Origin of the sequence: Salinimonas marina, assembly GCF_015644725.1 — a bacterium.
In the GTDB taxonomy this organism is placed as follows: domain Bacteria; phylum Pseudomonadota; class Gammaproteobacteria; order Enterobacterales; family Alteromonadaceae; genus Alteromonas.
Window position 1 is genome coordinate 2,467,754 of sequence record NZ_CP064795.1, and the last position, 21,631, is coordinate 2,489,384.

Genomic DNA, 21,631 nt, shown 5'->3' on the forward strand with positions numbered 1-21,631 from the left:
TTATCCGCCCAGCATTGCCAGATGCCGGGTAGCGCCGGTACTTCCCTGTTGCAAATAATGTGAAATGTGTTTGCTGGCCAACGACTCAGTTACAAAGGCCTTCACGCCTTCTACATTACCGGCACTTAAATAATGCCGCAGGTCTAAGCCTTGTTCACTAAATAAACACAAATGTAATTTACCACTAGCGGCTATACGAAGTCGATTACAAGTTTCACAAAAATCTTTGCTGTAGGGCATGATTAACCCGATATTGCCGGCATAATCCGGGTGCCAGAACTCCTGAGCAGGCCCGGCGTCTTTTCTTCTTGCCAGCGGTTGCCATCCTTCGGCAAGTAGCTTTTCTCGCAGTGGCAGTCCCGACATATGCTGATCGGAGAAAAAATTATGATGTTCACCGGTTTCCATCAGCTCAATAAAACGCAGGGTGATGGGAGTGGTTTTTATCCAGTCTAAAAAACGCGCCAGCCGATTTTCAGAAAATCCCTGTAACATCACGGTATTCACTTTTACCTTGATGCCCTCTGCCACGGCCACGTCCAACCCTTTAAGAATCTGGGTGAGTTTATTCTGGCCAGTGATCAGTGCAAACTGATTAGGATCAAGGCTGTCGATACTGACATTGACCTGCTGTAAGCCCGCCTGAGCCCAGCGTTTAGCATCACTGGCCAGACGCGCGCCATGGGTCGTGGTGGTCACCCGCTCAATCCCCGGGGTATTGGCCGCCAGTGCAATAATATCTGAAAAATCGCGGCGTAAACTGGGCTCTCCCCGGTAATACGAACTTTAGAGGTGCCCATTTGAGAAAAGGCGGTCAGCAGAGTCTCAATCTCGCTGATATTTAAAAACGCACTGTTGGGCGGCCCGTCGTAGCCGTCAGGCAAACAGTACTGACACCGAAAATTGCAGGCTTCGGTAATAGACAATCGTAAATAATGAAAACGGCGACCAAAACTATCTTCTAGCAAGCTAACACCCTGTTGAGTAGCAGTGCACCTACCATGCCACAGATATGCAGACAGGCAAACCGCTAACTGTTGAGTCAAAAGGCTTCTACGTTGGCGCGGTTACAGAAGATTACAAAAATACCCAAGCTCGGGGCCTGGGCCTGTCCTCTTATGCCCTGTCCCATACCCTCCACATATGCTCACCCTGTCGGTGAGCATTACCCCCGGCAGCGCTACTGTGTTAAAGCCGAAAGACTGGTATGACGTAGCCGCCGGGAAAATATACCTATGCGCGAATAGCCCGAGAGGCCATTCATATCATGGGAAGTATCTGGGATACTCGGTTCGGTTAATGGGTTTTAGCTCATATTTTGGCTGTAAAAATGCGACTATGTCAGTAAGCTCTTTGACCGTCATAATATCGTTGTAATTAGTCATTTTAGACTGCTGCTGGTCATCTACGTAAGCACTTTGTTTATAACGGGTCGCAATCCTATGGGATGGGTTTATGACTGAAGTAACCAGATCGGCATAAGTTTTAACTACATGAACATCACCGCCCAATGTCACAGGCTCCATCTGACGTTCAATTGTGTCATCTTCCACGCCATCGGCGACATGACAGGATAAGCACTTATATTTTAAGAAGGCTTGTTTACCCTGCCCCGCATCCCCTTTAGGAAGACTAAAGCCTTTGGGCGACTCAACGCCCTGATTACACGCTGCGATGAGCAGCAACAACATTCCTAGCAATATTATTTTCACGTGGGGTCTCCAGCTAGTGGCACGAAAAAGCAATTTTTGAGCAAGAACTACACTGATAAAGTTTAGCTGCTTTTAAAGATTTTGCGTACTGAAGATAGTTGTAATTATTTGCTAAGCGCAAAAGCAATGTTGCGGTGAAACGGTGGGGGAAAACAGGCGCAATAAATACAAAGTACCTTAATTGCGCCTGCGTTAAGCTTACGTGCATCAGACTGGCAACATTACGGTGGCCAAAGCCCTTTTTCTATACATTTTGTTTATTGTAAATCGAACCGGTCGTTGTCCATAACCTTGACCCAGGCGCTGACAAAATCCCGGGCAAACTTTTGTTTGGCATCATCCTGAGCATACAGCTCGGCAAGAGCCCGCAATTGTCCATTTGAACCCATGGCCATGTCCACACGCGACGTACGCCATTTGAGCTCGCCGGTTTCACGGTCACGGGCTTCATAATGATCTGAGTCATCAGACATGATGCCCCATTTCAGGCTCATATCAGTCAGGTTCACAAAATAATCATTACTCAATACGCCCGGCCTGGTGGTCAATACACCCAGATCAGACTGCTGATAGTTGGTGTTGATAACCCGCAGCCCGCCAAGCAGCACCGTCATTTGCGGGGCCGTCAGCCCCAACTGTTGAGCTTTATCAATCAACAGCTCTTCTGCGGTATAGGTAAAGCGAGTCTTGATGTAATTTCTGAAGCCATCTGCTTCAGGCTCAAGCAGCTCAAAGTTTTCGATATCGGTTTGTTCCTGGGTTGCGTCAGTGCGCCCCGGGCTAAACGGGACCGTAAAATCGTAACCACCGTCTCTGGCTGCTTTTTCAATACCCGCGTTGCCTGCCAACACAATGATATCGGCCAGTGACACACGAACATTGCCGCTTTGCGACTGATTGAAGTTATCAACAATTTCTTGCAATAATATCAATACCGCACCTGTGCGTCCTGGCTCGTTTGCTTCCCAGTTTTTCTGAGGCTCCAAACGTATCCGCGCACCATTTGCACCGCCTCTGAAATCAGAACCGCGATAGTTTGCCGCCGATGCCCACGCCGTAAACACAAGATCAGAAACTGAGATACCGGCATCTAATATGGATGATTTCAGACCGGCAATATCATCATCACTGACCAATTCATAGTCAGCTTCGGGTAGCGGGTCTTGCCAGATAAAATCTTCTTCGGCGACTTCTTTACCCAAGTAACGCGATTTTGGTCCCATATCGCGATGCATTAGCTTGTACCAGGTGTCGGCAAACGCCTTCGCAAATTCTTCGGGGTTATCACGAAAATGTTCCGAAATTTTGCGGTATTCAGGATCAACTTTAAAACCAATATCAGCAGTGGTCATCATAATTTTGACACGCTCTGCGTCATCTTCTACATCCGGAGCATGATCTTTTTCATCCAGACCTTTGGCGTGCCAGATGTAGGCGCCTGCCGGGCTTTTTGCCAGCTCCCAGTCGTAGCCTAGTAACACATCAAAATATTTGCCATCCCACTGTGTTGGGGTGGGTGTCCAGGCTCCTTCAATACCATTGCTGATGGTGTCTCGCCCTTTCCCGGAGCCATAATTGTTTTTCCAGCCAAAGCCCATTTGCTCTAAAGGCGCTTCTTCCGGGGCCGGACCTACATGGGACGGGTCGCCGGCACCATGACCTTTACCAAAGGTATGTCCTCCGGCACACAGGGCCACCGTTTCATAGTCGTTCATTCCCATGCGATCGAAGGTTTCACGCACATCTTTGGCTGAAGCCACAGGATCAGGATTACCATCCGGCCCTTCTGGGTTAACATAAATTAAGCCCATCTGTGTCGCCGCCAGTGGCTGCTCCAGGTCTCGGTCGCCGGAGTAACGCTGGTTACCTTCCCATTGATTTTCTGAGCCCCAGTAGACATCTTCTTCGGGGGTCCAGATATCTTCTCGCCCACCGCCAAAACCGACGGTTTGCAGACCCATGGACTCCAACGCCACATTGCCGGTCAGAACATACAAATCCGCCCAGGAAATGGCATTGCCATATTTTTTCTTGATTGGCCACAGCAAACGCCGGGCTTTGTCCAGATTGATATTGTCCGGCCAGCTGGATAATGGTGCGAAGCGCTGGTTACCATTACAGGCTCCACCCCGGCCGTCTGCGCCGCGATAGGTACCGGCAGAATGCCAGGCCATTCGAATCATAAATGGCCCGTAATGCCCGTAATCTGCCGGCCACCAGGATTGTGAATCCGTCATTAAGCCGTGCAGATCAGCTTTTAATGCGTCCAAATCCAGCTTTTCAAAGGCTTCTTTATAGTTGAAGTCGGCATCGTGGGGGTTAGGTTTGGTATCGTGCTGATGAAGAATCCGAAGGTTCAGCTGGTCCGGGAACCAGTAATCATTTTGAGTGCCGGGACCATTTTGTCGGGTATTGCTACCGTGGATGACAGGACATTTACCTGCCCCAGGATGACTTGCTGTCATATGACTACCTTTTGTGAAGCAAGCATGGCCGAACCGATATTGTGGTGCATTGTTCGGTTCGAACCATCAGCTTACTTTTTGAATTTGTTAGTAATACGCGTATGAGGCTTATTAGTACCCAAATTCATTTGAAAAAATAAACGATTGCAGCAATCGCTTTTTCCCCGCGGGCGACCTGGCCCGGTATTTTTCGTACTACCCAGTTTGGTATTACCCGATTTTATATTGCCCCAGTGCAATACGAAATTTATGGCTTGCAATAACCGGCCTACCCATAAGCATCGTGCAGACGTATGATGGGAGTCACTGGTAATCATGTTAAATTTTTTAAGACCAGATAAATTCAAGAGGCTATAGATTAGATAATGGATGCAGCGCAGGTTACCGCCGCGGTCAACGCGGTTATGCCCTTTGGCAAATACGCAGGAAGAAGATTATTCCATCTGCCCGAACCCTACCTGGTTTGGTTTAAGCAACAGGGTTTCCCGGCAGGTAAACTGGGAGAACAACTGGCCCTGATGTACGAAATAAAATTAAATGGGCTGGAACAGGTGGTCGCGCCGTTATTAAAACCTGACTAGTCTGAGTTTACTCGGAGGATCTTAATAAACCGAGAGACTTCAAGCAGGTAATGCAATGCACAAAAAGGCTGGCCGTCTTCGGTTTTGATGCACATCCTGTCGCGAAGCCCGGCCAACTAGGCGGTCCCCGAATCGGCAACACCATCTACCTGCAATGTACTGCTGCCTTTATATATCGCCCCTCTATGCTGCACCACCACACTGCCGGACTTATTGCCTAAAGCGTCGATAAATTGCCTAAAGCGCGGACAAGTTGCCTAAAGTGCGGACAAAGGTCCTCGTCAAATTGTTCATTCGCGACATATTCTTGCTGAGCCGGACTGAGATTTCAGGGGGCTTAGCATCTCGCCCACCCGGCGCTCCGGCAAATGTCCCTTAAAAGGTTTTGGCTATCGCCAATTGATACAGGTCATGTCATGTTTAGCCTGAAGATGGGGTGTTAAAAACGCCAGTGCCTCGATAAACACCCCAAAAATACTTTGCTTAACCGCTCATTCATAAGCAAGAAAAACTAAAAGCACTTCTATACTTAAGCCAGCCCCTGGAGCGTCAGACATTCTTATTTTTCATATATCCGTCGCTGTGGCGAAAGCGTAATCTATTGAGCTCGCTTATCAGTACCAACCTGTGTGTATGATGCATCAATTTCACGCAAGCTATTATTAACGTACCTGTGCTCGTCTTGAAGTTGATAGCAACTTAGTCATCCTGACAAAAGGAGATTACGATGTTTTTAGAAACAATTAAAACTGATGGTATAGCTCACCTTTCTTATATTTTTGGAAGCCAGGGCGAAGCGTGTGTCATCGACCCCCAGCTTGATACCGACCACTATATCGCCATAGCCAACGCCAATAATTGCAAAATCACCACTATTATTGAAACGCACAGAAACGAAGACTTTATTTCTGGCGCGCTGGCGCTGAGTAATAAAACCTCCGCGAACATTTTCCACGGCCCCAACGCCGATGCCGCCATTGCCTATGCCCAGGAGCTTGGCGATGGAAGTAAGCTGATGGTAGGAAAGCTGCAGATCGAGGCGCTACACACGCCGGGCCATACTAAAGACAGTATATGTCTGGCATTAACCGATACTGCCACCACCGACGGGGCGATCGGGGTTTTTACCGGCGACACCCTGTTTGTCAATGATGTTGGCCGGGCCGACTTTTATCCTGATGAAAAAGAAACCATGGCCGGCAAGCTATACGATAGTTTACAGCGGCTATTGCAGTTGGGCGATGAAGTTATCGTCTACCCTGCTCACGGCGCCGGCTCGGTATGTGGTGGCGGTATGGCTGAAAGAGAATTCACCACCATCGGGGTTGAACGTAAAAACAACCCCGTGTTAAAGATAGGCGACAAAGACAGCTTTATTTGCACAAAAGTGGCTGAGAAACATTATATCGCTCCCTATTTTGAGCAGATGGAAGAGGCTAATTCAAAAGGCGTGGATACCCCGCTTCCGCCAAGTGTGTGTATGCCGCTCACTAACAAGCAGAAACAAGCCTGGTTAACTCCCAATGACCGCCCTGGCTATTTATTGGATATTCGTCCTGTCGCCGCTTTTCAGCAACATCATGTTCCTGGCAGCCTGAATTTTCCGGGTGCATTGCTCAGTGCGTATGCCGGCTGGTTGCTGGAGTACGATCAACCTATTGCCCTGGTCTGCACCGGCCCTGAGCAGGCCTTCGAGGGGGCGCAGCAATTGTGGCGTATGGGCTATCAAAATATAGCCGGATACCTCACTGATATTCCTTTCCCGGTTACCCAGACCGATAAGGCGTCTTCACACCTTCCCACCGTGACCGCCGATACCGTAAAAGAACGCCTGGATAACGCCCCGGGGGAGTGGGTGTTGCTGGATGTAAGAAAAAACACCGAGGTGGAAACCATGCCTTTTGCCGGCGGTACTCATATGTACCTGGGTCACTTAAAACAACATGCGGCCGACTTTAATAAGAATATTCACTACACCTGCATGTGTGGTAGCGGTATGCGTGCCACCGTGGCCGCCAGCTATCTGAGATATCTGGGTATCGACAATGTGGATATTTTTGATGGCTCGATGCAGGCCTGGCAGCAATACCAATCCTAGTGCCACAGAGTCATTTGATGATAAAATACGCCCCTGCCAGTCACGCTGAAAAGTGGCTGGCGATTTTTTCCATCATCCAAAGGCGCTATGTTTTCCAGACCCAAGAAAAACCAACAGGTCATTGTTGATCGCCAGATTCTGCATCTGCACCAGGCCATGGCCGACAAATGTTTAGAAAATCCGGCCTTATTTGATGAGGTGCTGGATAATCTGGAACGTAAGCACGAGCTTAACTTTATTCGTTATGGCAGCTACCTGCTGTGGCACGCTATTTTAGAAACCCGGGACGACCCCGAAACTTTCAAAAACTTATTGCTGGCCACCGATAGCCGAACCAATGCACTAAGGCGTAAGACCATTTTTAGCGGGGTGTTGAACGAGGCAGAACGTGAAGCAGTGCTGGCGACTTACATCGCCAGCGAACTGGCTTAGAGGTAGCGTATTAGTTGTTGCGTAAATGGTCCGACACTAAAAAGGCCATCTCCAGTACCTGATCGGCGTTAAGACGTGGGTCGCACTGGGTTTTGTAAGCCTGTTTGAGATCATCATCACTGATTTGATACGCGCCGCCGGTACACTCGGTAACATGCTGGCCGGTCATCTCCAGATGCACCCCACCCGCATGGGTCCCTTCGGCTTTATGCGCCGCAAAGAACTGGCGGATTTCACTTAAAATGGCATCAAAGTTCCGGGTTTTGTAACCATTGCTGGCCTTAATGGTATTGCCATGCATAGGATCAGAGCTCCACACCACATTGCGGCCTTCCTGTTTTACCCGGCGCAGTAAACGCGGCAGATTTTTTTCCAGGTTCTCGGCGCCCATACGCGTGATAAAGGTCAGGCGGCCTGGGTCATTAGTGGGATTGAGCACATCGGTCAATCGAATCAGCTCATCTTCATCCATGCCCGGGCCCACTTTTACGCCAATAGGATTGTGAATACCCCGGAAAAATTCCACATGGGCATGGTCCAGCTGACGGGTGCGCTCACCAATCCAGACCATATGCGCCGAACAGTTATACGGCTTACCGGTGAGGGTATCAATACGGGTCAGCGCCTGCTCATAATTAAGCAGCAGCGCTTCATGAGAGGTAAACAACGAGGTTTCATGAAGTGCCGGGGTATTACTGGCATTAATACCAATGGTATCCATAAACTGCAGGGTATCCTGGATTCGACGGGCGATATCCTGATAGCGGTCTTTGAGCGGATTATTTTCCACAAATGCCATGTTCCAGCGGTTGACCTCGTGCAAATCAGCCAGCCCGCCTTGAGCAAATGCCCGGAGCAGGTTAAGGGTTGAAGCACTACGATGATACGCATCTAACAAGCGGTTCGGATCCGGACGCCGGGCTGCTTCGGTAAATTCAAAGCTGTTGATAATATCGCCCCGGTAGCTGGGCAGCGTTACGCCATCAATGGTTTCTAAATTGGAAGAACGAGGTTTGGCATACTGACCGGCCATCCGCGCCACTTTGGTAACCGGACAGCGGCCGGCGAACGTCATGACAATTGCCATTTGCAGAATGACTTTAAACGTATCGCGAATTTTGGGGGCATTAAACTCGTCAAAAGATTCCGCGCAATCACCACCCTGAAGCAAAAATCCTTTGCCCATGCTGACCTCACCTAACTGGCGACGAAGCTCGCGGGTTTCGGCGGCAAACACCAGTGGCGGATATTTACTAAGGGTCTGTTCCACATGGGTTACCTGAGCCGCATCATCATACTCAGGTTGCTGCAAAATGGGTTTGCTTCTCCAGCTGTCAGGTTGCCAGTTTTCCACGAAATCTCCTGTTGAAATTCACATCGTTGTTGATAAACGAGTTCTCGCTTAACTGTCTACAAAAATTTGCCAAAGATAAACGGTGAAATCTTCGGCCGTACCTTCAAAAGCCATCAATGCCGGCGAAAATAAATCTGGTACAGGTAGCAGTAATACAGCGACTCAGACCGCTCAGCTTACCACACTTATCGGGCCTCAGGAGGCCATTGCGGCTGAATTTGTAAAGCATTTTGGTTATTTGATATGTCAAATACCAGGCCGAAGGCCTGGGCCAGATTTGCTTTGGTACACACCTGTTCAATATTTCCACGCTCTACAATCCGGCCATGTTTCAGTAGCACTGCATGAGAGGCAAAACGAGCACTAATATTAAGATCGTGGGAGCTGAGCACCACGGTGTTGCCGTTAACTACCAGTTGCCGGATCAACGCCATAAACGTCAGCTGATGACGAATATCCAGGCCCTGCAGCGGTTCATCCAGCACCAACAGTCCCTGCCCTTCGGCTATAGCGGGCCAGACCTGCCATAACGCCCGGGTCAGATTGATGCGCTGTAACTCGCCGCCGGATAAACGGGTTAACGGCTTAGACAATAAGGCTGCCACCTCTAAGGCTTGTTCCAGGGCGCCGGGTAGGGTCGTGGTATTTAGCGGCTGGCCGTAAAAGCTGATGAACTGCTGCGCCGGAATATCAAAAGGCAGTACATGTTGCTGGGCATGATAAGCCCGAAAACGGGCCAAATGCGGCAAAGTGTAATCGCTGGTGTTGTGCTCATTAAGCCAGCAATTGCCCGATCCGGTTTCCAGCAGCCCGGCCATAACCTGGAGCAAGGTGGACTTGCCCGCGCCATTTTCGCCCAACACATGCCAGTGCTGACCGCCGGTGACCACCAGATTAATATCCTCCAGGCGCCCGGCAACGTGCGCATGCTGCAGCTCAAGCATGCTGTTTCCATTGCCCGCGATACAGAGCCAGCAATAACAGTGGCCCGCCCAGGGTTGCTGTGATCATAGACACCGGCAACGTGACCAGATGCAGATATTCACTGAACGTGGCCACCCCCAGTAAAATAGCCGCGCCGCACAAGGCACACGCAGGTAATAGCACGCGGTTGTCATGACCTACCACCTGACGCAAAAAGTGGGGTACCAGTAAGCCGATAAAGGCAATGGAACCGGCTACGGATACCGCTGCCCCCACACCCAGTGCACTGGCCACTAAGGTGCGACGGATAAGTTGAGGCGGTGACACCCCTGCTGATGCCGCCATGGTCTCGCCCCCATATAGCCAGTTTAACCGGCGGGCCTGGGTAAGCTGATATAGCACACTTAGCAGCATCACCGGCCCCGCCACCAGCAGCACCAGCCAGTCAGCCTGATACAGGCTGCCCATTAACCAGAAGGTGAGATTTCGAAGCGCCTGCGCATCAGCGATAACATACAGCCAGGCCATCACTGCCCCGGCCAGCGTGGAAATGGCAATACCCGCTAAAATAACCGCCATGGCGGCCCCGCGTAAACGCCGGGCAACGCGGTATATCAGCCAGGTAGATAACAGGGCGCCGATAAAACACCCCAACGGCAATAGATATACGGAAGGGAGCAGCGACTGTACCGGCTGCAAGATCAGCAAACCTGCTGCGACCAGGCTGGCCCCGCTGGTAATGCCGATAATCCCCGGATCCGCCAGCGGGTTTTGCAGGACTACCTGTAAGGAGCCGGCGCTGACCACCAGTACCGCCCCCACCAAAATTGCGGTGAGCACCAGCGGCAGTTGTAACTGCAACAAGATATGCCAGAACAATGCATTCTCCCCGCCCCACTGCCAGTCGGTAAGCAAAATCGCTGTGCTTAATATCAGCACAGACCCTGTCAGGGCTGCGAAAACCCTTGCTCCCCGGTGTTTCACTGAGCCTGCTTCAGTTGCTTGATTAAGCCATCACTGGCCTGCTCAATAAGCTCTAATACCAGTTCAAAGCCTTTGCGGCCGCCATAGTAGGGATCCGGCACTTCGTCATAGTCGCTTTGAGCAAAAGACAAGAATAAGTGAATTTTGTGATGGTATTTTTCATCACTGACCTTTTTAAGATTGCCGAAATTGCTTTTATCCATCGCCAGAATATAGTCGTATTTTTCAAAATCTTCCGGGGCGACTTTTCGACAGGCCAGGCCGGCAAAGTCATAACCTTTTGCCACCCCGGCCTGTTGTGAGCGTTTGTCCGGGGGATTACCGATGTGATAACCATGAGTACCGGCCGAATCAATGGTGACGTTGAGGCCGGCCGCCCGGGCCTTGTGCCGAAACACCGCCTCCGCGGTGGGCGAACGACAAATATTACCCAGACAGACAAAAAGAACCGCGGGCGCTGTGTTTGCTTGCGACATCCAATAAACCTTTAATATAAGTGTGCCTTGCTCAACAATGGCAAGACATTGCCGGGAACCGGCAGTAATGCAGGGGATTTTATCTTGCGTGGCGGTGAGTTGCCATAGTCAGATGGGGCAGAAGCCCAAATAGAGAGCCTGCCGGCTGGCAGGCTCTTTAAAAATACGGTTATTTAACCATCAATGTGCCTTGCATCATGCTCAGATGACCAGGAAATGAGCAGAAAAAGGTGTATTTGTCTGCGCCTGAAAGCTCATCTACTGAGAAAGTGACTGAGGTTTCTTCACCGCCACCAATAATTTTGGTGGCCGCTATTACACGTTCATCATCAGGCTTCAGATAGTTGTTTTCCATGCCCGCTGTCATACCATCTGTAGCAATAGCCTGCGCATCACCTTCCTTCGCCAGCACCCAGTTGTGGCCCATGACATTTTTATCCATAGTGCCGCTATGAGTTAATGTCACGGTAAATTCATCACAACTTTTTGGCACGGTCATTTCTTTTTTGCCGTACTGCATAGAATCAGTACTGTCGATAGTAGCTTCGCATTGCTCTGCCTGAACCGCGCCGGCTGTTAACAGCAGTGAAGCTGCCAGTAAGCTTTTAAATTTCATAGTTGCTCCTTAAGTTTTCCGGGATAGGTTTGTACCTACCGGGCAGTGAAGGCGGGTGAGCCCTGCCCTGTTTTACGTTGATTGTTACGACCTGCCTCAGGTTAAAGATTACCCGGCTAACGTTAAAGCTTTGTATAAAAGGCGCTGGGCGGGTTCTGGCGCTATATAATCTGAAGTAAATAGGGTAGGCTTATTATTTTGTTCAGGGAAGCGGCATATGAAACCCCAAGTATTAATGCTTAGCAGCTCACGTCAGGGCAGCGAAGAGTATCTGGAACATGCTAAATCATTTATTTTTGCCCATCTGGGCGACGCCCGCAAGCTGTTATTTGTGCCGTTTGCGGGCGTCTCAATGAGCTGGGATGCCTACTGTGACAAAGTAGCTGCGGCGCTGCCAGAGTTCACCGTGACCGGCCTGCATCGCGAACCCGATCCGGCCAAAGCGCTGGCCTGCGCTTATGACAACGGCCAGGCAATTGTTGTCGGTGGCGGCAATACGTTTAACCTTTTGCACACCCTGTACGAGCAACAGTTACTGGAACCAATGCAGCAGGCGATTGCCCGGGGCACGCCGTACATTGGCTGGAGCGCAGGCTCAAATATCTGCGGTCAGAGTATCAAAACCACCAATGACATGCCCATCGTCGAGCCCGCCTCGTTTGATGCGCTGGGGGTCATTAACTGTCAGCTGAATCCGCACTACAGTAATTATGCGCCGCCTGGCCATAACGGCGAAACCCGGGACGAGCGCCTGGCAGAGTTTACCATCTTAAACCCGCAGACGCCGGTCATCGCGATTGCCGAAGGCACCGCCCTGCGTCTTACTGAAGGGCGGTTGACCCTGGTCGGCGATGAAGAAGGCTTTGTGTTTTGCGGCGCGGAGAAAACGGCGGTGCAACCTACCGCAGACTTATCTCAGTATATCGCGTAAGGTCGCCAGCGGCCTGGTAACATCCGCCTCAAAAGGCAGCTCGGCCAATAACGGGGCGGGCATAGCCTCTCGTAAGGTGGCCAGATTCTCAGCATAATAGAGCATTGGCTGGGGCGTTAACTGATTGGCCACCCAGCCGTGTATTGACAAGCCTGCCTGGGTAATTGCCCGGGCGGTGAGTAATGCATGATTAAGACACCCCAGGCGCATTCCCACCACAATAATCACAGGTAACTTCAAGTGCTTTACCACATCGGGCATCCATAAGTTATTTCCCAGTGGCAGTTGCCAGCCCCCCGCGCCTTCCATCAATAATACATCTGGCTGATAGGCTGCCAGTTGCCGATACCCCGCCACCAGTTGCGACAATTTCAGGGTCACACCGGCTTCTGTGGCCGCAATGTGCGGCGCAATGGGCGGCATCAGCGCTATCGGATTTACCTGTTGCAGAGTAGCCGGGACCGTACAGGCGTTATAGATAGCCTGAGCATCTTCGTTAACCGGTTCATTGTTTATCAACTCACATCCTGCAGCCACCGGCTTGTAACCGGCCACCTGGTGTCCTTCGCTGGCCAGGGTATGCATTAAACGGGCGGTAAAATAGGTCTTGCCCACTTCGGTGTCGGTGCCGGTGATAAAAAAAGACTGCATAGTTACTTTTCCAGTAAGAAGTGAGAAACCTGATAGGTCAGGGGTAACAGATTGCTGGTATCGCGCGCATACGCCTTGCTTAACGCGGTAAGCGAGGACCGCGATAAATGCTTGTCTTTGCCCGGCCCAAGACGCGTGCCCGCTCCTACCGCCTTTATTGAACGCAGCAATGACAGAATATCGCTGAAGGTATCCGTGTAGCGGGTCGTCCGGGCCGTATGCGTGAGCAACCCGGCTGCGTCAATGGCGGTTTGCCAGTGACTGTGACTGGCCAGTGGATTCGTGGCCGGAGCCAGGCCTACGGCTTGCCGGGCCGCGTCAAGCCCAGTGAATGAGTTATTTACCATAATGGTAATACTCGCCTGACCACCAGGTTGCAGTACCCGGGCAAGCTCGCTCATGGCGGTAAGCGGACGCTCGCACCACTGCAGCGCCATAGAGGAAAACGCATACAAAAAATGGTTACTGGCAAAAGGCAAAGCCTGGGCATCGCCTTCACAAAATACAATATGCGGATACTCACGGGCGGCGTAACTTACCATGCCCGGTGCCAGATCCAGGCCGGTGGTAGTATAGCCTTTTGCAGCCAGCGCGGCGGTATTGGCCCCGGTACCACAACCAATGTCCAGTAACGTACCGGGACAGAGCGGCAGCAGCGCCATCCCCTGCCCTGCGATGCGCTGCTGAATGGCGGCATGAGCGTCATAACCGCTGGCCGCCCGACTAAACTGCCGGGCCACCGTGGCGGTGGCGCTAGTCATCACCTCGGGCCTCATCCCGGGCCAGCGCCAGCGCATCACACAAAGCGCTGATATCCTGCGGTGTATGCTGCGCACTCAGGGTAATACGTAAGCGATCCGTGCCTTTGGGTACCGTAGGATAACGGATTGCCGGGACCCAGATCCCCCGGGCCTTTAGTCCTTCACTCATTTGTAACGCCGCTTTCGGACTGCCGGCCACTATGGGTTGAATCGCACTTTCAGAAGCCCCTAATGCCAGCCCCTGACCGGCCGCCTGCTGCCTGAAAACCGCGATATTATGGTGCAGTGTCTGGCGTTGCCCGCTGGTGGCGATATGCTGTAATGAATATAAAGAGGCCAAGGCCTGAGCCGGGGGCATGGCGGTGGAATAGATGTATTCACGAGCACTGTTTAACAGATAGTCGATAAGATCCTGCGAGCCGGCGACAAACGCGCCGCCGGTGCCGATGGCTTTACCAAAGGTGCCCATCAGTACCGGGACCTCGGCCTGCGACAGCTGATACTGTTCGGCGCTGCCTAAGCCTGTTTCGCCCAAAACGCCAAACCCATGAGCATCATCTACCATTAACCAGCTTTGATGCTGTTTACACAATGCCACCAGTTCGGGCAAAGGTGCACAGTCGCCATCCATACTAAAAATACTTTCGGTGGCCACCAGGGTATCGGGCGTATTATCGGCTTCAGCCCGCTCTGTGAAAAATCGGGTAAGATGCGCTACATCATTGTGCCGGAAGCGTTTAAGCTGAGCGCCACACCCCAGCGCACCATCAATAAACGAGGCATGCATGTATTTGTCGGCGAGCAACAGCCCTGAGCGGGAAGACAGCCCTGAGCCGGAGGACAGCCCTGAGCCGGAGGACAGCCCTGAGCGGGAAAACAGCCCTACGTCTGCAAACAAGGCCTGGCAGATCGCCTGATTGGCGGCAAAACCAGAGTTAAACAACAATACCGCTTCCCGGTTGAGCTGTTCGGCCAGATAGGTTTCAAGGGCCTGATGGGCTTGTGAGTAACCAGTCACCAGCGGCGAAGCACCACTGCCGCCGCCAAATTGTGCCAGTCCCTCGACCCAGCACTGCAACAGGCCTTCATGCTGACGCATACCCAGATAATCATTGCTGGCAAAATTCAGATAATGCTGACCTGCGACACAAATAATGCCATCTTTTTCATACTCAATGGGTGTTCGGTGGCGTAGGTAGCCCTCGTTCTGCTTTTGCTGCAAAAGCTCGGCAATCCAGTCAAACGCCATCAGACCTCCACAGCAGTTTTTTTAGTGGCATCGTAAAACAACGTGCTGGTTTGACTGTCGGCTATCTCTTCTTGCAGGGTTTGTTCATGGGCTTCATCAGAATACGCGCGGCCACGTTCAGTATTAATGCCCAGCTTACGGAATAACCGCACATCTTCATTGGTATCCGGGTTAGAGGTGGTCAGTAATTTACAGCCATAAAAGATAGAGTTCGCGCCGGCAAAAAAGCACAGCGACTGCATCTGTTCGTTCATATCTTCGCGTCCGGCCGACAGCCGCACATGAGATTTTGGCATCATAATACGCGCCACCGCGATAGTACGGATAAACTCAAAGGGTTCCAGATCATCCACGCTGTCCATCGGGGTGCCCTTTACCTTAACCAGCATATTAATGGGGACACTTTCAGGCTGCTGCGGCAGATTGGCCAATGCCATTAACAGACCCGCCCGATCCTTGCCGGTTTCGCCCATGCCTACAATCCCCCCGAGCAAACATTCATGCCCGCGCCGCGCACATTTTCAAGGGTGTCCAGACGATCCTGATAGGTGCGGGTGGTGATAACATCACCATAATATTCCGGCGAGGTATCCAGGTTATGATTGTAGTAATCAAGTCCAGCCTGTTTAAGGGCCAGCGCCTGCTCCCGATTTAACATACCCAGGGTCATACAGGTTTCCAGCCCCAGTTTTTTTACCTCAGACACCAGCTGAGTGACGTACGGCATGTCACGTGCTTTGGGATTGCGCCAGGCTGCCCCCATACAAAACCGGGTAGAACCGGCGGCTTTGGCTTCCCGGGCTCGTTCGATAACTTTTTCAATTTCAAGCAGACGTTCTTTGTCCAGGCCGGTATCATAGCGTGCGCTTTGTGGACAATACTTACAATCTTCCGGACAGGCTCCGGTTTTAATTGATAACAAAGTGGAAACCTGCACTTCGTTGGGATCAAAATGCTGCCGGTGAATACTGTGTGCTTTGAACAATAAATCGTTAAAAGGCATATCGAATAGCGCCTGAACTTCTTGATGGGTCCAGTTATTACGCACTGCTTCTGAAGCAGCAGAAATTTGAGGTGCGGCAGTCATAGCCTGTCCTTTACTAAAATCAAATGCTGGCTTAGTCTATGCGCACGACACAAGTTGTCAACTCTGACCATTTACAAACCTTTACCAGTGGCCACATTTTGAACAATACTGAATTTGATAAACGCCATATCTGGCATCCTTACACCTCTGCAACCAACCCCCTGCCCTGTTATGAAGTCAGTGGCGCTGATGGTGTGTATATTCATCTGGCCAGTGGCAAAGCTCTGGTAGATGGGATGTCCAGCTGGTGGGCGGCCATTCATGGGTATAACCACCCGCGTTTAAACCAGGCCGCACATGCGCAGATTGATAAGTTTTCCCATGTGATGTTTGGTGGATTGACCCACGATCCGGCAGTGCAGGTTTGTAAGCCGTTGCTTGAGATGGCGCCGGCGGGTATGGAACGGGTGTTTCTGGCCGACTCGGGGTCGGTAGCTGTGGAGGTCGCCCTGAAAATGGCATTGCAATACTGGGCGTGCCAGGGACGCCCGGACAAACATAAAATTGTGACGCCGCGTAATGGTTACCATGGTGATACCTTTGCGGCCATGTCGGTGTGCGACCCGGTCAATGGCATGCACAGCCTGTTTTCTGAGGTGCTGACCAAACAGCTTTTTGCCCCCGCGCCGCAAACCCGCTTTGACCAAACCTTTAGCGAAGACGATATACTGCCATTAGAACAATTGTTTGCTGAACATCATCACGAGATGGCGGCCCTGATTATTGAACCGGTGGTTCAGGGCGCCGGGGGGATGCGGATTTATCATCCCGAGTATCTAAAGCGTTGCCGGCAGTTATGCGACAACTACGATGTGCTGTTGATTTGTGATGAAATTGCCACCGGCTTTGGACGCACCGGCAAATTGTTTGGCTGTGATCATGCCCACATCAGCCCTGATATCATGTGTGTCGGCAAAGCTCTGACCGGCGGCTATATGACCCTGGCTGCCACGCTATGCACTGAAGATGTGGCATTGGGGGTATGTCAGGGTGAGCCGGGTGTATTCATGCATGGACCCACTTATATGGGCAACCCGCTGGCGTGCGCCGTGGCCAGCGAAAGCCTGGCGCTCATCCGGGAAAATCACTGGCAGCAACAGGTATCTACTATTGAGCAGCAACTCCATCAGGAACTGGCTCAGTGTCGGTCACTGGCGTGCGTTAAGGATGTACGGGTTTTGGGGGCCATCGGGGTGGTAGAAACCCATCAACCGGTGGATGTGGCCCGGCTACAAAAACACTTTGTGGAGGCCGGTGTCTGGATTCGCCCCTTTAATAAACTGGTGTATATTATGCCTCCGTATATCATTAAACCCGACCAGCTATCGCAGCTGACGCAGGCTATTTACCACGCCCTGGGTCACCTTTGAAAACGACCTGTTAATCTGGAGTTTGTATGCATTGGCTTATCAATCTACTGGACAAATTTTTGTTCGCAATAGTGTTAATTGCCGCGCTGCAAATTCCGATTCTGGCAGACCATTACCGGCAGTATCTGAGCGGTTATGTGGAGGCGACGCAGACCACGGTAAATGAATACCAGGCGCTGGCAGACCAGTTTGGCTACGCCTCGGTTGAGCAAATGATTGAGCAGTTACAGCAAAATTCCGCCCCCCTGGTGCGCCAGGATGCGCAGAACAAAGCGGCTACCGTACATCGCCTGAACGAGCTTCAGGCGGGTTTGGCGGTGCTCAATACCGGTCATTTTTTTGAACAAACCTGGTACATGCTGGCCCCGCAACGCTTTGACACCTTAAAAAAGGTAGGCAGTAACTTTTCGCCATCAATTCCGCTTCAACCTGTGGCGGTGCTCTATAGCGTGGTACTGGCGCTGCTGATTAATGCCTTGTTTTATACCCCTGCCTGGTGCGTCAGAGGCGCCCGACGTTTGCGCCGTCGCCGGCCCGCCGTCGATAATAACCACTCACCTGGTGAAGCGGGTTAGTTTTACAAAATAAGTATGACCTTTTTGCAATCCTGGCGTTAAATTACTGCTAACGCATGAGCGCCAAACCACGGGCTAACCAAGGCTTATCGGGGCTTTTGGCGGTGGCTACTGACCAACACGGTACTTATTTTGCAGTATCTTGTCTGAGCCTAAACCTTTAACTGGCCTGTGAGCCATTCAGACTCATTGACCTGACGCGAAAGGTTTACGAATTTACCGTAAGAAAGCAGGTTGTATTATGAAAGACGAGAATACATTATTGATTGGTCAGGCGTTGCAAATCAGAGACAAACTTATCGCCAAACGCCACGCTATTCCTTCTTCGATGATGAATGAGTGGAGTGATTTGCAGGCGCAAACCGAAGTGTTTGATGCCAATAAACCCTTCGACAGAGCGGTAAAAGGCCGGGTATTCACCAAGCCTTCGGTGTATTCAGGCAGTGCTCGCGATCTCAATCGGCTGGTCAGTTCTTTAAAAGAATTTGATAAGCGCATTGCCGGCAGTCAGCGTCATCACTGATAACCGCCACGCCCGCGCGCTGGTGCGCGGGCGCTTACGACCTACCCACAATAATTGCTGCCCGCAGTTTTTTGCGGCCATAACAGGCCAGTCTTAAAAAGTCGTCCCGTGCAATCGGCACATGCTGAAAATCAAGCAAATGTTCGTCATCGCCCGGATCGGGATCATGGATATAGACGCAGTTCGCATCGATGCCGGTCACTACCACCCAATGTGGTGCCTTACGTTGGTCCAACTGCCAGGTACTGATAAGACAAACTACCGCACTGCCGGCTGCCAGCGCCTCGGTCAAATCCTCAATGCTCCAGTTTACCGGTTCTAAGGATATGCCAGACTGTTGAGCATGATAGCCAAAATCGGCTTCCACCTGACGAATAATCGCTTTTTTGCTGCTGCTTCGTACCGACTCTATGAACAATGGTAATTGTGCGTTGAGCCAGACCTTTGCGTCAAAACCATAATCCACGGCGGCCAGCGCCAATCCCACCGGATGACAACCGCCATGGCCGGAGGTCATGAAAATAGTGGTAGCCTGTCGCCAAATGGCCAGCTCCTGGCGCTGGTCCATGGCAAAGTCCGATCGCAGATAGCACAATGCCATCATCAGCGCCGCCGGCCCGCAGGTAAACTCGGTGGTCTGACGATACCAGGGATACGCTTCGAGCACCGCGTTCTGAGTTTTACGATGTAGCCTTTTCTGCATACGCAACGCATCGATGTGGTCGGCATAATAATTCGGATACAGCCCGAAAGGCTGAAAACCTAAACGTTGATACAGGGCAATGGCCTGGGCATTGTTCTGGGCTACCTCCAGTCGCATAAAGGGTTTTCCCCGTGCTAACGCCCGCTTTTCAAGTTCTCCGATCAATACGCTGGCCGTACCGGTGCCCCTGGCCTCGGGTGCCACGGCGATAGAATACAAACGTGTCAGTAAGGTGGCACGACGTACCAGCAGCAATGCATAACCTATCGGTCTATCTTGTGCACAGGCCACCACCAATTCAGCCTGTGGCGCACAAATATAGTGCCGAAAACGGCGCGCACTAAGACGGTCACTGGAAAAGCAAAGCTTCTCCAGGGCCGTCAGCGCCCCCACATCTTCCGCCCGGGCGCTTCGGGTGGTGATGGGGGCGAGCGGAGCTGAAGCCTGTTGATTCATCAGCGTCCCCGACGCTCCAGACGCTCAGCAAATTCCTGCATGATAAGCTCATACAGGGCACTGCCCAGATAAGCATCCTCAATGCCCGAATCAATACTGGGGTTATCGTTCACCTCAATCACAAACACCGCCTCGCCTCTTTGCTTAATATCCACGCCGTACAGGCCGGTCCCCACCACTTTGGCAGCCTTTGTGGCGGCCTGTAAAACGGCTTTTGGCACCTCAAAGGTGGCCATGGTGACAAAGTCGCCGGAATCGGCTTCGCCATCTTTGTGGTGGTAGATCTGCCAGTGATCCCGGGCCATAAAATATTTGCAGGCATATATCGGTTTACCGCCGAGCATACCGATACGCCAGTCAAAATCGGTATAAATGTATTCCTGCACCAACACCAGCGCCGAGGCTTCCAGCATCACGGTCAGCTTTTGCTGCAACGTAGCGGCATCTTCAACCTTGTACACACCCAGACTAAAAGCACTTTCGGGCAGCTTTAACACCAGCGGCAGGCCCAGCTCCTGAATCAGGCTGTTACATTGTGCCGGGCTGGCGCTGGCCACCAGCCGGCTTTTCGGGGCCGGAACATGCTGATAGTTGAACGCATCATGTAAAAACACCTTGTTACAACACCGGATAATAGACTGGGTATCATCAATAACCACCAACCCTTCCCGTTCGGCCGAACGTGCCAGCCGATACGTAGGATGATCAATGGCAGTGGTCTGCCGGATAAACAGGGCATCATAGTGAGCCACTTCATCTGGCCCTAACGAGGTCACTATTTGCGCGTTAATTCCCACCTTCGCAGCGGCTTTTACAAAATGCTTCAGCGCTTTAGGATCGCTGGGGGCATTGGGCTCGGTAGGGTCGGTTAATATCGCCATGTCCCAGCGCGCTTTTTTCAATTGCGTCTGTTCACGCCACTGAGTCTCGGTAAAATCCTGCAACCGCCCCACCGCCCACTCATGTAGCGACTCGGGAAGTGCTTCAAAGCCACAACTTACACACTCCATAACGCCTACCGTTACCTGTGTCGTGTCAGGCACGTCAGCTGCTGCCAACACGATTCTGATTTTCAGTACCGGGGTTGGGAAATGGCGGTAGGCATAATCGGCCAGCCTGGAAAATTGCTGATCCTTCGCTTGCCCGAACAGTACATAAATCTCAGCAGGTACGGCTTTTGCAGCCGGCCATACAAACCAGGAAGGTAACGATAACCGGGCGGCAGAGACGGTTGCGTCCGACAAGGACAAATCGTTGATGGTTTTTAGCGAGGGCAACACCTGGTGTTTGCGCGCCTGGGCCAATAATGAACAATAATATCCCTTCGACAGATATTTTTGGGTGTCGCATAAATTGATAACCCGGGTCTTAGGTTCATTCTTTTTAGGAAAGTTAGCCAGGTAATCATCAAAGCTGATCACGTCTAATGACGTATCAGCAAATAAACCGAAGGTGTCGGCTACAATGAGCGTTTTGTGCATAAATAAAATTCTGCCAAGACAGACTGCGCCTTTCACACACCATGTGTGAGTCGCTGGTACTAAAGCATCACAGTGTAGAGCACGTTCGCCATTTGCATAGTAAAATCAGTACAGTATATTTTCATCGTCACGATACCTTTTATTGATGAAAAACGTACCTGATTACAGAATTAACGTATTATAGCCGAATTGATTTTTTCAG

The 21,631-nt window shown here is 51.4% G+C and carries 19 protein-coding genes and 2 pseudogenes; 7 read left to right on the top strand and 14 right to left on the bottom strand.

Annotation, left to right across the window (positions count from 1 at the left end; genetic code table 11):
* The 3 genes and pseudogenes from moaA to katG all read right to left on the bottom strand — a co-directional run bounded on the left by moaA (nucleotide 1) and on the right by katG (nucleotide 4,177).
* A pseudogene (gene moaA, locus IT774_RS11070) lies at nucleotides 1-968 on the bottom strand (GTP 3',8-cyclase MoaA).
* A 297-nt stretch (nucleotides 969-1,265) separates the two neighbouring features.
* On the bottom strand, nucleotides 1,266-1,712 hold the full coding sequence (locus IT774_RS11075) for a c-type cytochrome (RefSeq protein WP_195809831.1): 447 nt from the start codon (nucleotides 1,710-1,712) through the stop codon (nucleotides 1,266-1,268).
* Between the two features lie 257 nt (nucleotides 1,713-1,969).
* A complete protein-coding gene (gene katG, locus IT774_RS11080; RefSeq protein ID WP_195809832.1) occupies nucleotides 1,970-4,177 on the bottom strand; it encodes a catalase/peroxidase HPI in 2,208 nt (735 codons plus the stop codon).
* A gap of 365 nt (nucleotides 4,178-4,542) precedes the next feature.
* On the opposite strand from katG, the gene IT774_RS11085 reads away from it, so the two are divergent.
* From IT774_RS11085 to IT774_RS11095, 3 genes are all read left to right on the top strand, one after another.
* Nucleotides 4,543-4,758, top strand: coding sequence for a DUF3820 family protein (locus IT774_RS11085; protein ID WP_195809833.1), 216 nt, complete (start codon nucleotides 4,543-4,545; stop codon nucleotides 4,756-4,758).
* Between the two features lie 727 nt (nucleotides 4,759-5,485).
* Entirely contained in the window at nucleotides 5,486-6,856 is a 1,371-nt protein-coding gene (locus IT774_RS11090) for an MBL fold metallo-hydrolase (protein WP_195809834.1), read from the top strand.
* Between the two features lie 87 nt (nucleotides 6,857-6,943).
* Complete coding sequence (locus IT774_RS11095) at nucleotides 6,944-7,288, top strand: hypothetical protein (RefSeq protein WP_195809835.1); 345 nt, start codon at nucleotides 6,944-6,946, stop codon at nucleotides 7,286-7,288.
* Nucleotides 7,289-7,298: 10 nt separating this feature from the next.
* Here IT774_RS11095 and IT774_RS11100 read toward each other — a convergent pair whose 3' ends face one another.
* From IT774_RS11100 to azu, 5 genes are all read right to left on the bottom strand, one after another.
* Entirely contained in the window at nucleotides 7,299-8,642 is a 1,344-nt protein-coding gene (locus tag IT774_RS11100) for a class II 3-deoxy-7-phosphoheptulonate synthase (protein WP_195809836.1), read from the bottom strand.
* A gap of 185 nt (nucleotides 8,643-8,827) precedes the next feature.
* On the bottom strand, nucleotides 8,828-9,586 hold the full coding sequence (locus tag IT774_RS11105; RefSeq protein WP_195809837.1) for an ATP-binding cassette domain-containing protein: 759 nt from the start codon (nucleotides 9,584-9,586) through the stop codon (nucleotides 8,828-8,830).
* On the bottom strand, nucleotides 9,579-10,484 hold the full coding sequence (locus tag IT774_RS11110) for a FecCD family ABC transporter permease (protein ID WP_232365204.1): 906 nt from the start codon (nucleotides 10,482-10,484) through the stop codon (nucleotides 9,579-9,581). The genes IT774_RS11105 and IT774_RS11110 overlap by 8 nt, the downstream gene beginning before the upstream one ends.
* Before the next feature lie 62 nt (nucleotides 10,485-10,546).
* A complete protein-coding gene (locus IT774_RS11115; protein WP_195809839.1) occupies nucleotides 10,547-11,026 on the bottom strand; it encodes a low molecular weight protein-tyrosine-phosphatase in 480 nt (159 codons plus the stop codon).
* A 169-nt stretch (nucleotides 11,027-11,195) separates the two neighbouring features.
* Nucleotides 11,196-11,642, bottom strand: a complete 447-nt coding sequence (azu, locus tag IT774_RS11120) for an azurin (protein ID WP_195809840.1) — start codon at nucleotides 11,640-11,642, stop codon at nucleotides 11,196-11,198.
* A gap of 217 nt (nucleotides 11,643-11,859) precedes the next feature.
* Between azu and pepE the strand changes: the two genes are divergently transcribed.
* Entirely contained in the window at nucleotides 11,860-12,573 is a 714-nt protein-coding gene (pepE, locus tag IT774_RS11125) for a dipeptidase PepE (protein WP_195809841.1), read from the top strand.
* Here pepE and bioD read toward each other — a convergent pair.
* From bioD to bioB, 4 genes and pseudogenes are all read right to left on the bottom strand, one after another.
* Nucleotides 12,553-13,224, bottom strand: a complete 672-nt coding sequence (gene bioD / locus IT774_RS11130; RefSeq protein ID WP_195809842.1) for a dethiobiotin synthase — start codon at nucleotides 13,222-13,224, stop codon at nucleotides 12,553-12,555. The genes pepE and bioD overlap by 21 nt on opposite strands.
* A 2-nt stretch (nucleotides 13,225-13,226) precedes the next feature.
* Nucleotides 13,227-13,985 carry a methyltransferase domain-containing protein gene (locus tag IT774_RS11135; RefSeq protein ID WP_195809843.1) on the bottom strand — a complete coding sequence of 253 codons (759 nt, stop codon included), beginning with the start codon at nucleotides 13,983-13,985 and terminating at the stop codon, nucleotides 13,227-13,229.
* Nucleotides 13,978-15,234 (bottom strand): aminotransferase class I/II-fold pyridoxal phosphate-dependent enzyme, encoded by a 1,257-nt coding sequence (locus tag IT774_RS11140; protein ID WP_195809844.1) that lies wholly within the window; start codon nucleotides 15,232-15,234, stop codon nucleotides 13,978-13,980. Before IT774_RS11140 ends, IT774_RS11135 begins: the two co-directional genes overlap by 8 nt.
* A pseudogene (gene bioB / locus IT774_RS11145) lies at nucleotides 15,234-16,321 on the bottom strand (biotin synthase BioB). Before bioB ends, IT774_RS11140 begins: the two are co-directional and overlap by 1 nt.
* Before the next feature lie 98 nt (nucleotides 16,322-16,419).
* On the opposite strand from bioB, the gene bioA reads away from it, so the two are divergent.
* The 3 genes from bioA to IT774_RS11160 all read left to right on the top strand — a co-directional run bounded on the left by bioA (nucleotide 16,420) and on the right by IT774_RS11160 (nucleotide 18,789).
* Nucleotides 16,420-17,691 carry an adenosylmethionine--8-amino-7-oxononanoate transaminase gene (gene bioA, locus IT774_RS11150; protein ID WP_408641216.1) on the top strand — a complete coding sequence of 424 codons (1,272 nt, stop codon included), beginning with the start codon at nucleotides 16,420-16,422 and terminating at the stop codon, nucleotides 17,689-17,691.
* A 26-nt stretch (nucleotides 17,692-17,717) separates the two neighbouring features.
* Nucleotides 17,718-18,266: a DUF2937 family protein gene (locus IT774_RS11155; RefSeq protein ID WP_195809846.1), complete on the top strand. Its 549-nt coding sequence runs from the start codon at nucleotides 17,718-17,720 to the stop codon at nucleotides 18,264-18,266.
* Between the two features lie 241 nt (nucleotides 18,267-18,507).
* A complete protein-coding gene (locus tag IT774_RS11160) occupies nucleotides 18,508-18,789 on the top strand; it encodes a hypothetical protein (RefSeq protein WP_195809847.1) in 282 nt (93 codons plus the stop codon).
* A 34-nt stretch (nucleotides 18,790-18,823) separates the two neighbouring features.
* On the opposite strand, the gene IT774_RS11165 is transcribed toward IT774_RS11160, so the two are convergent.
* Together IT774_RS11165 and IT774_RS11170 are read right to left on the bottom strand one after the other, a co-directional pair.
* Nucleotides 18,824-19,948 (bottom strand): GNAT family N-acetyltransferase/peptidase C39 family protein, encoded by a 1,125-nt coding sequence (locus tag IT774_RS11165; RefSeq protein WP_195809848.1) that lies wholly within the window; start codon nucleotides 19,946-19,948, stop codon nucleotides 18,824-18,826.
* Nucleotides 19,948-21,429, bottom strand: a complete 1,482-nt coding sequence (locus tag IT774_RS11170; RefSeq protein ID WP_195809849.1) for a RimK family protein — start codon at nucleotides 21,427-21,429, stop codon at nucleotides 19,948-19,950. The genes IT774_RS11165 and IT774_RS11170 overlap by 1 nt, the downstream gene beginning before the upstream one ends.
* Nucleotides 21,430-21,631: the final 202 nt, after the last annotated feature.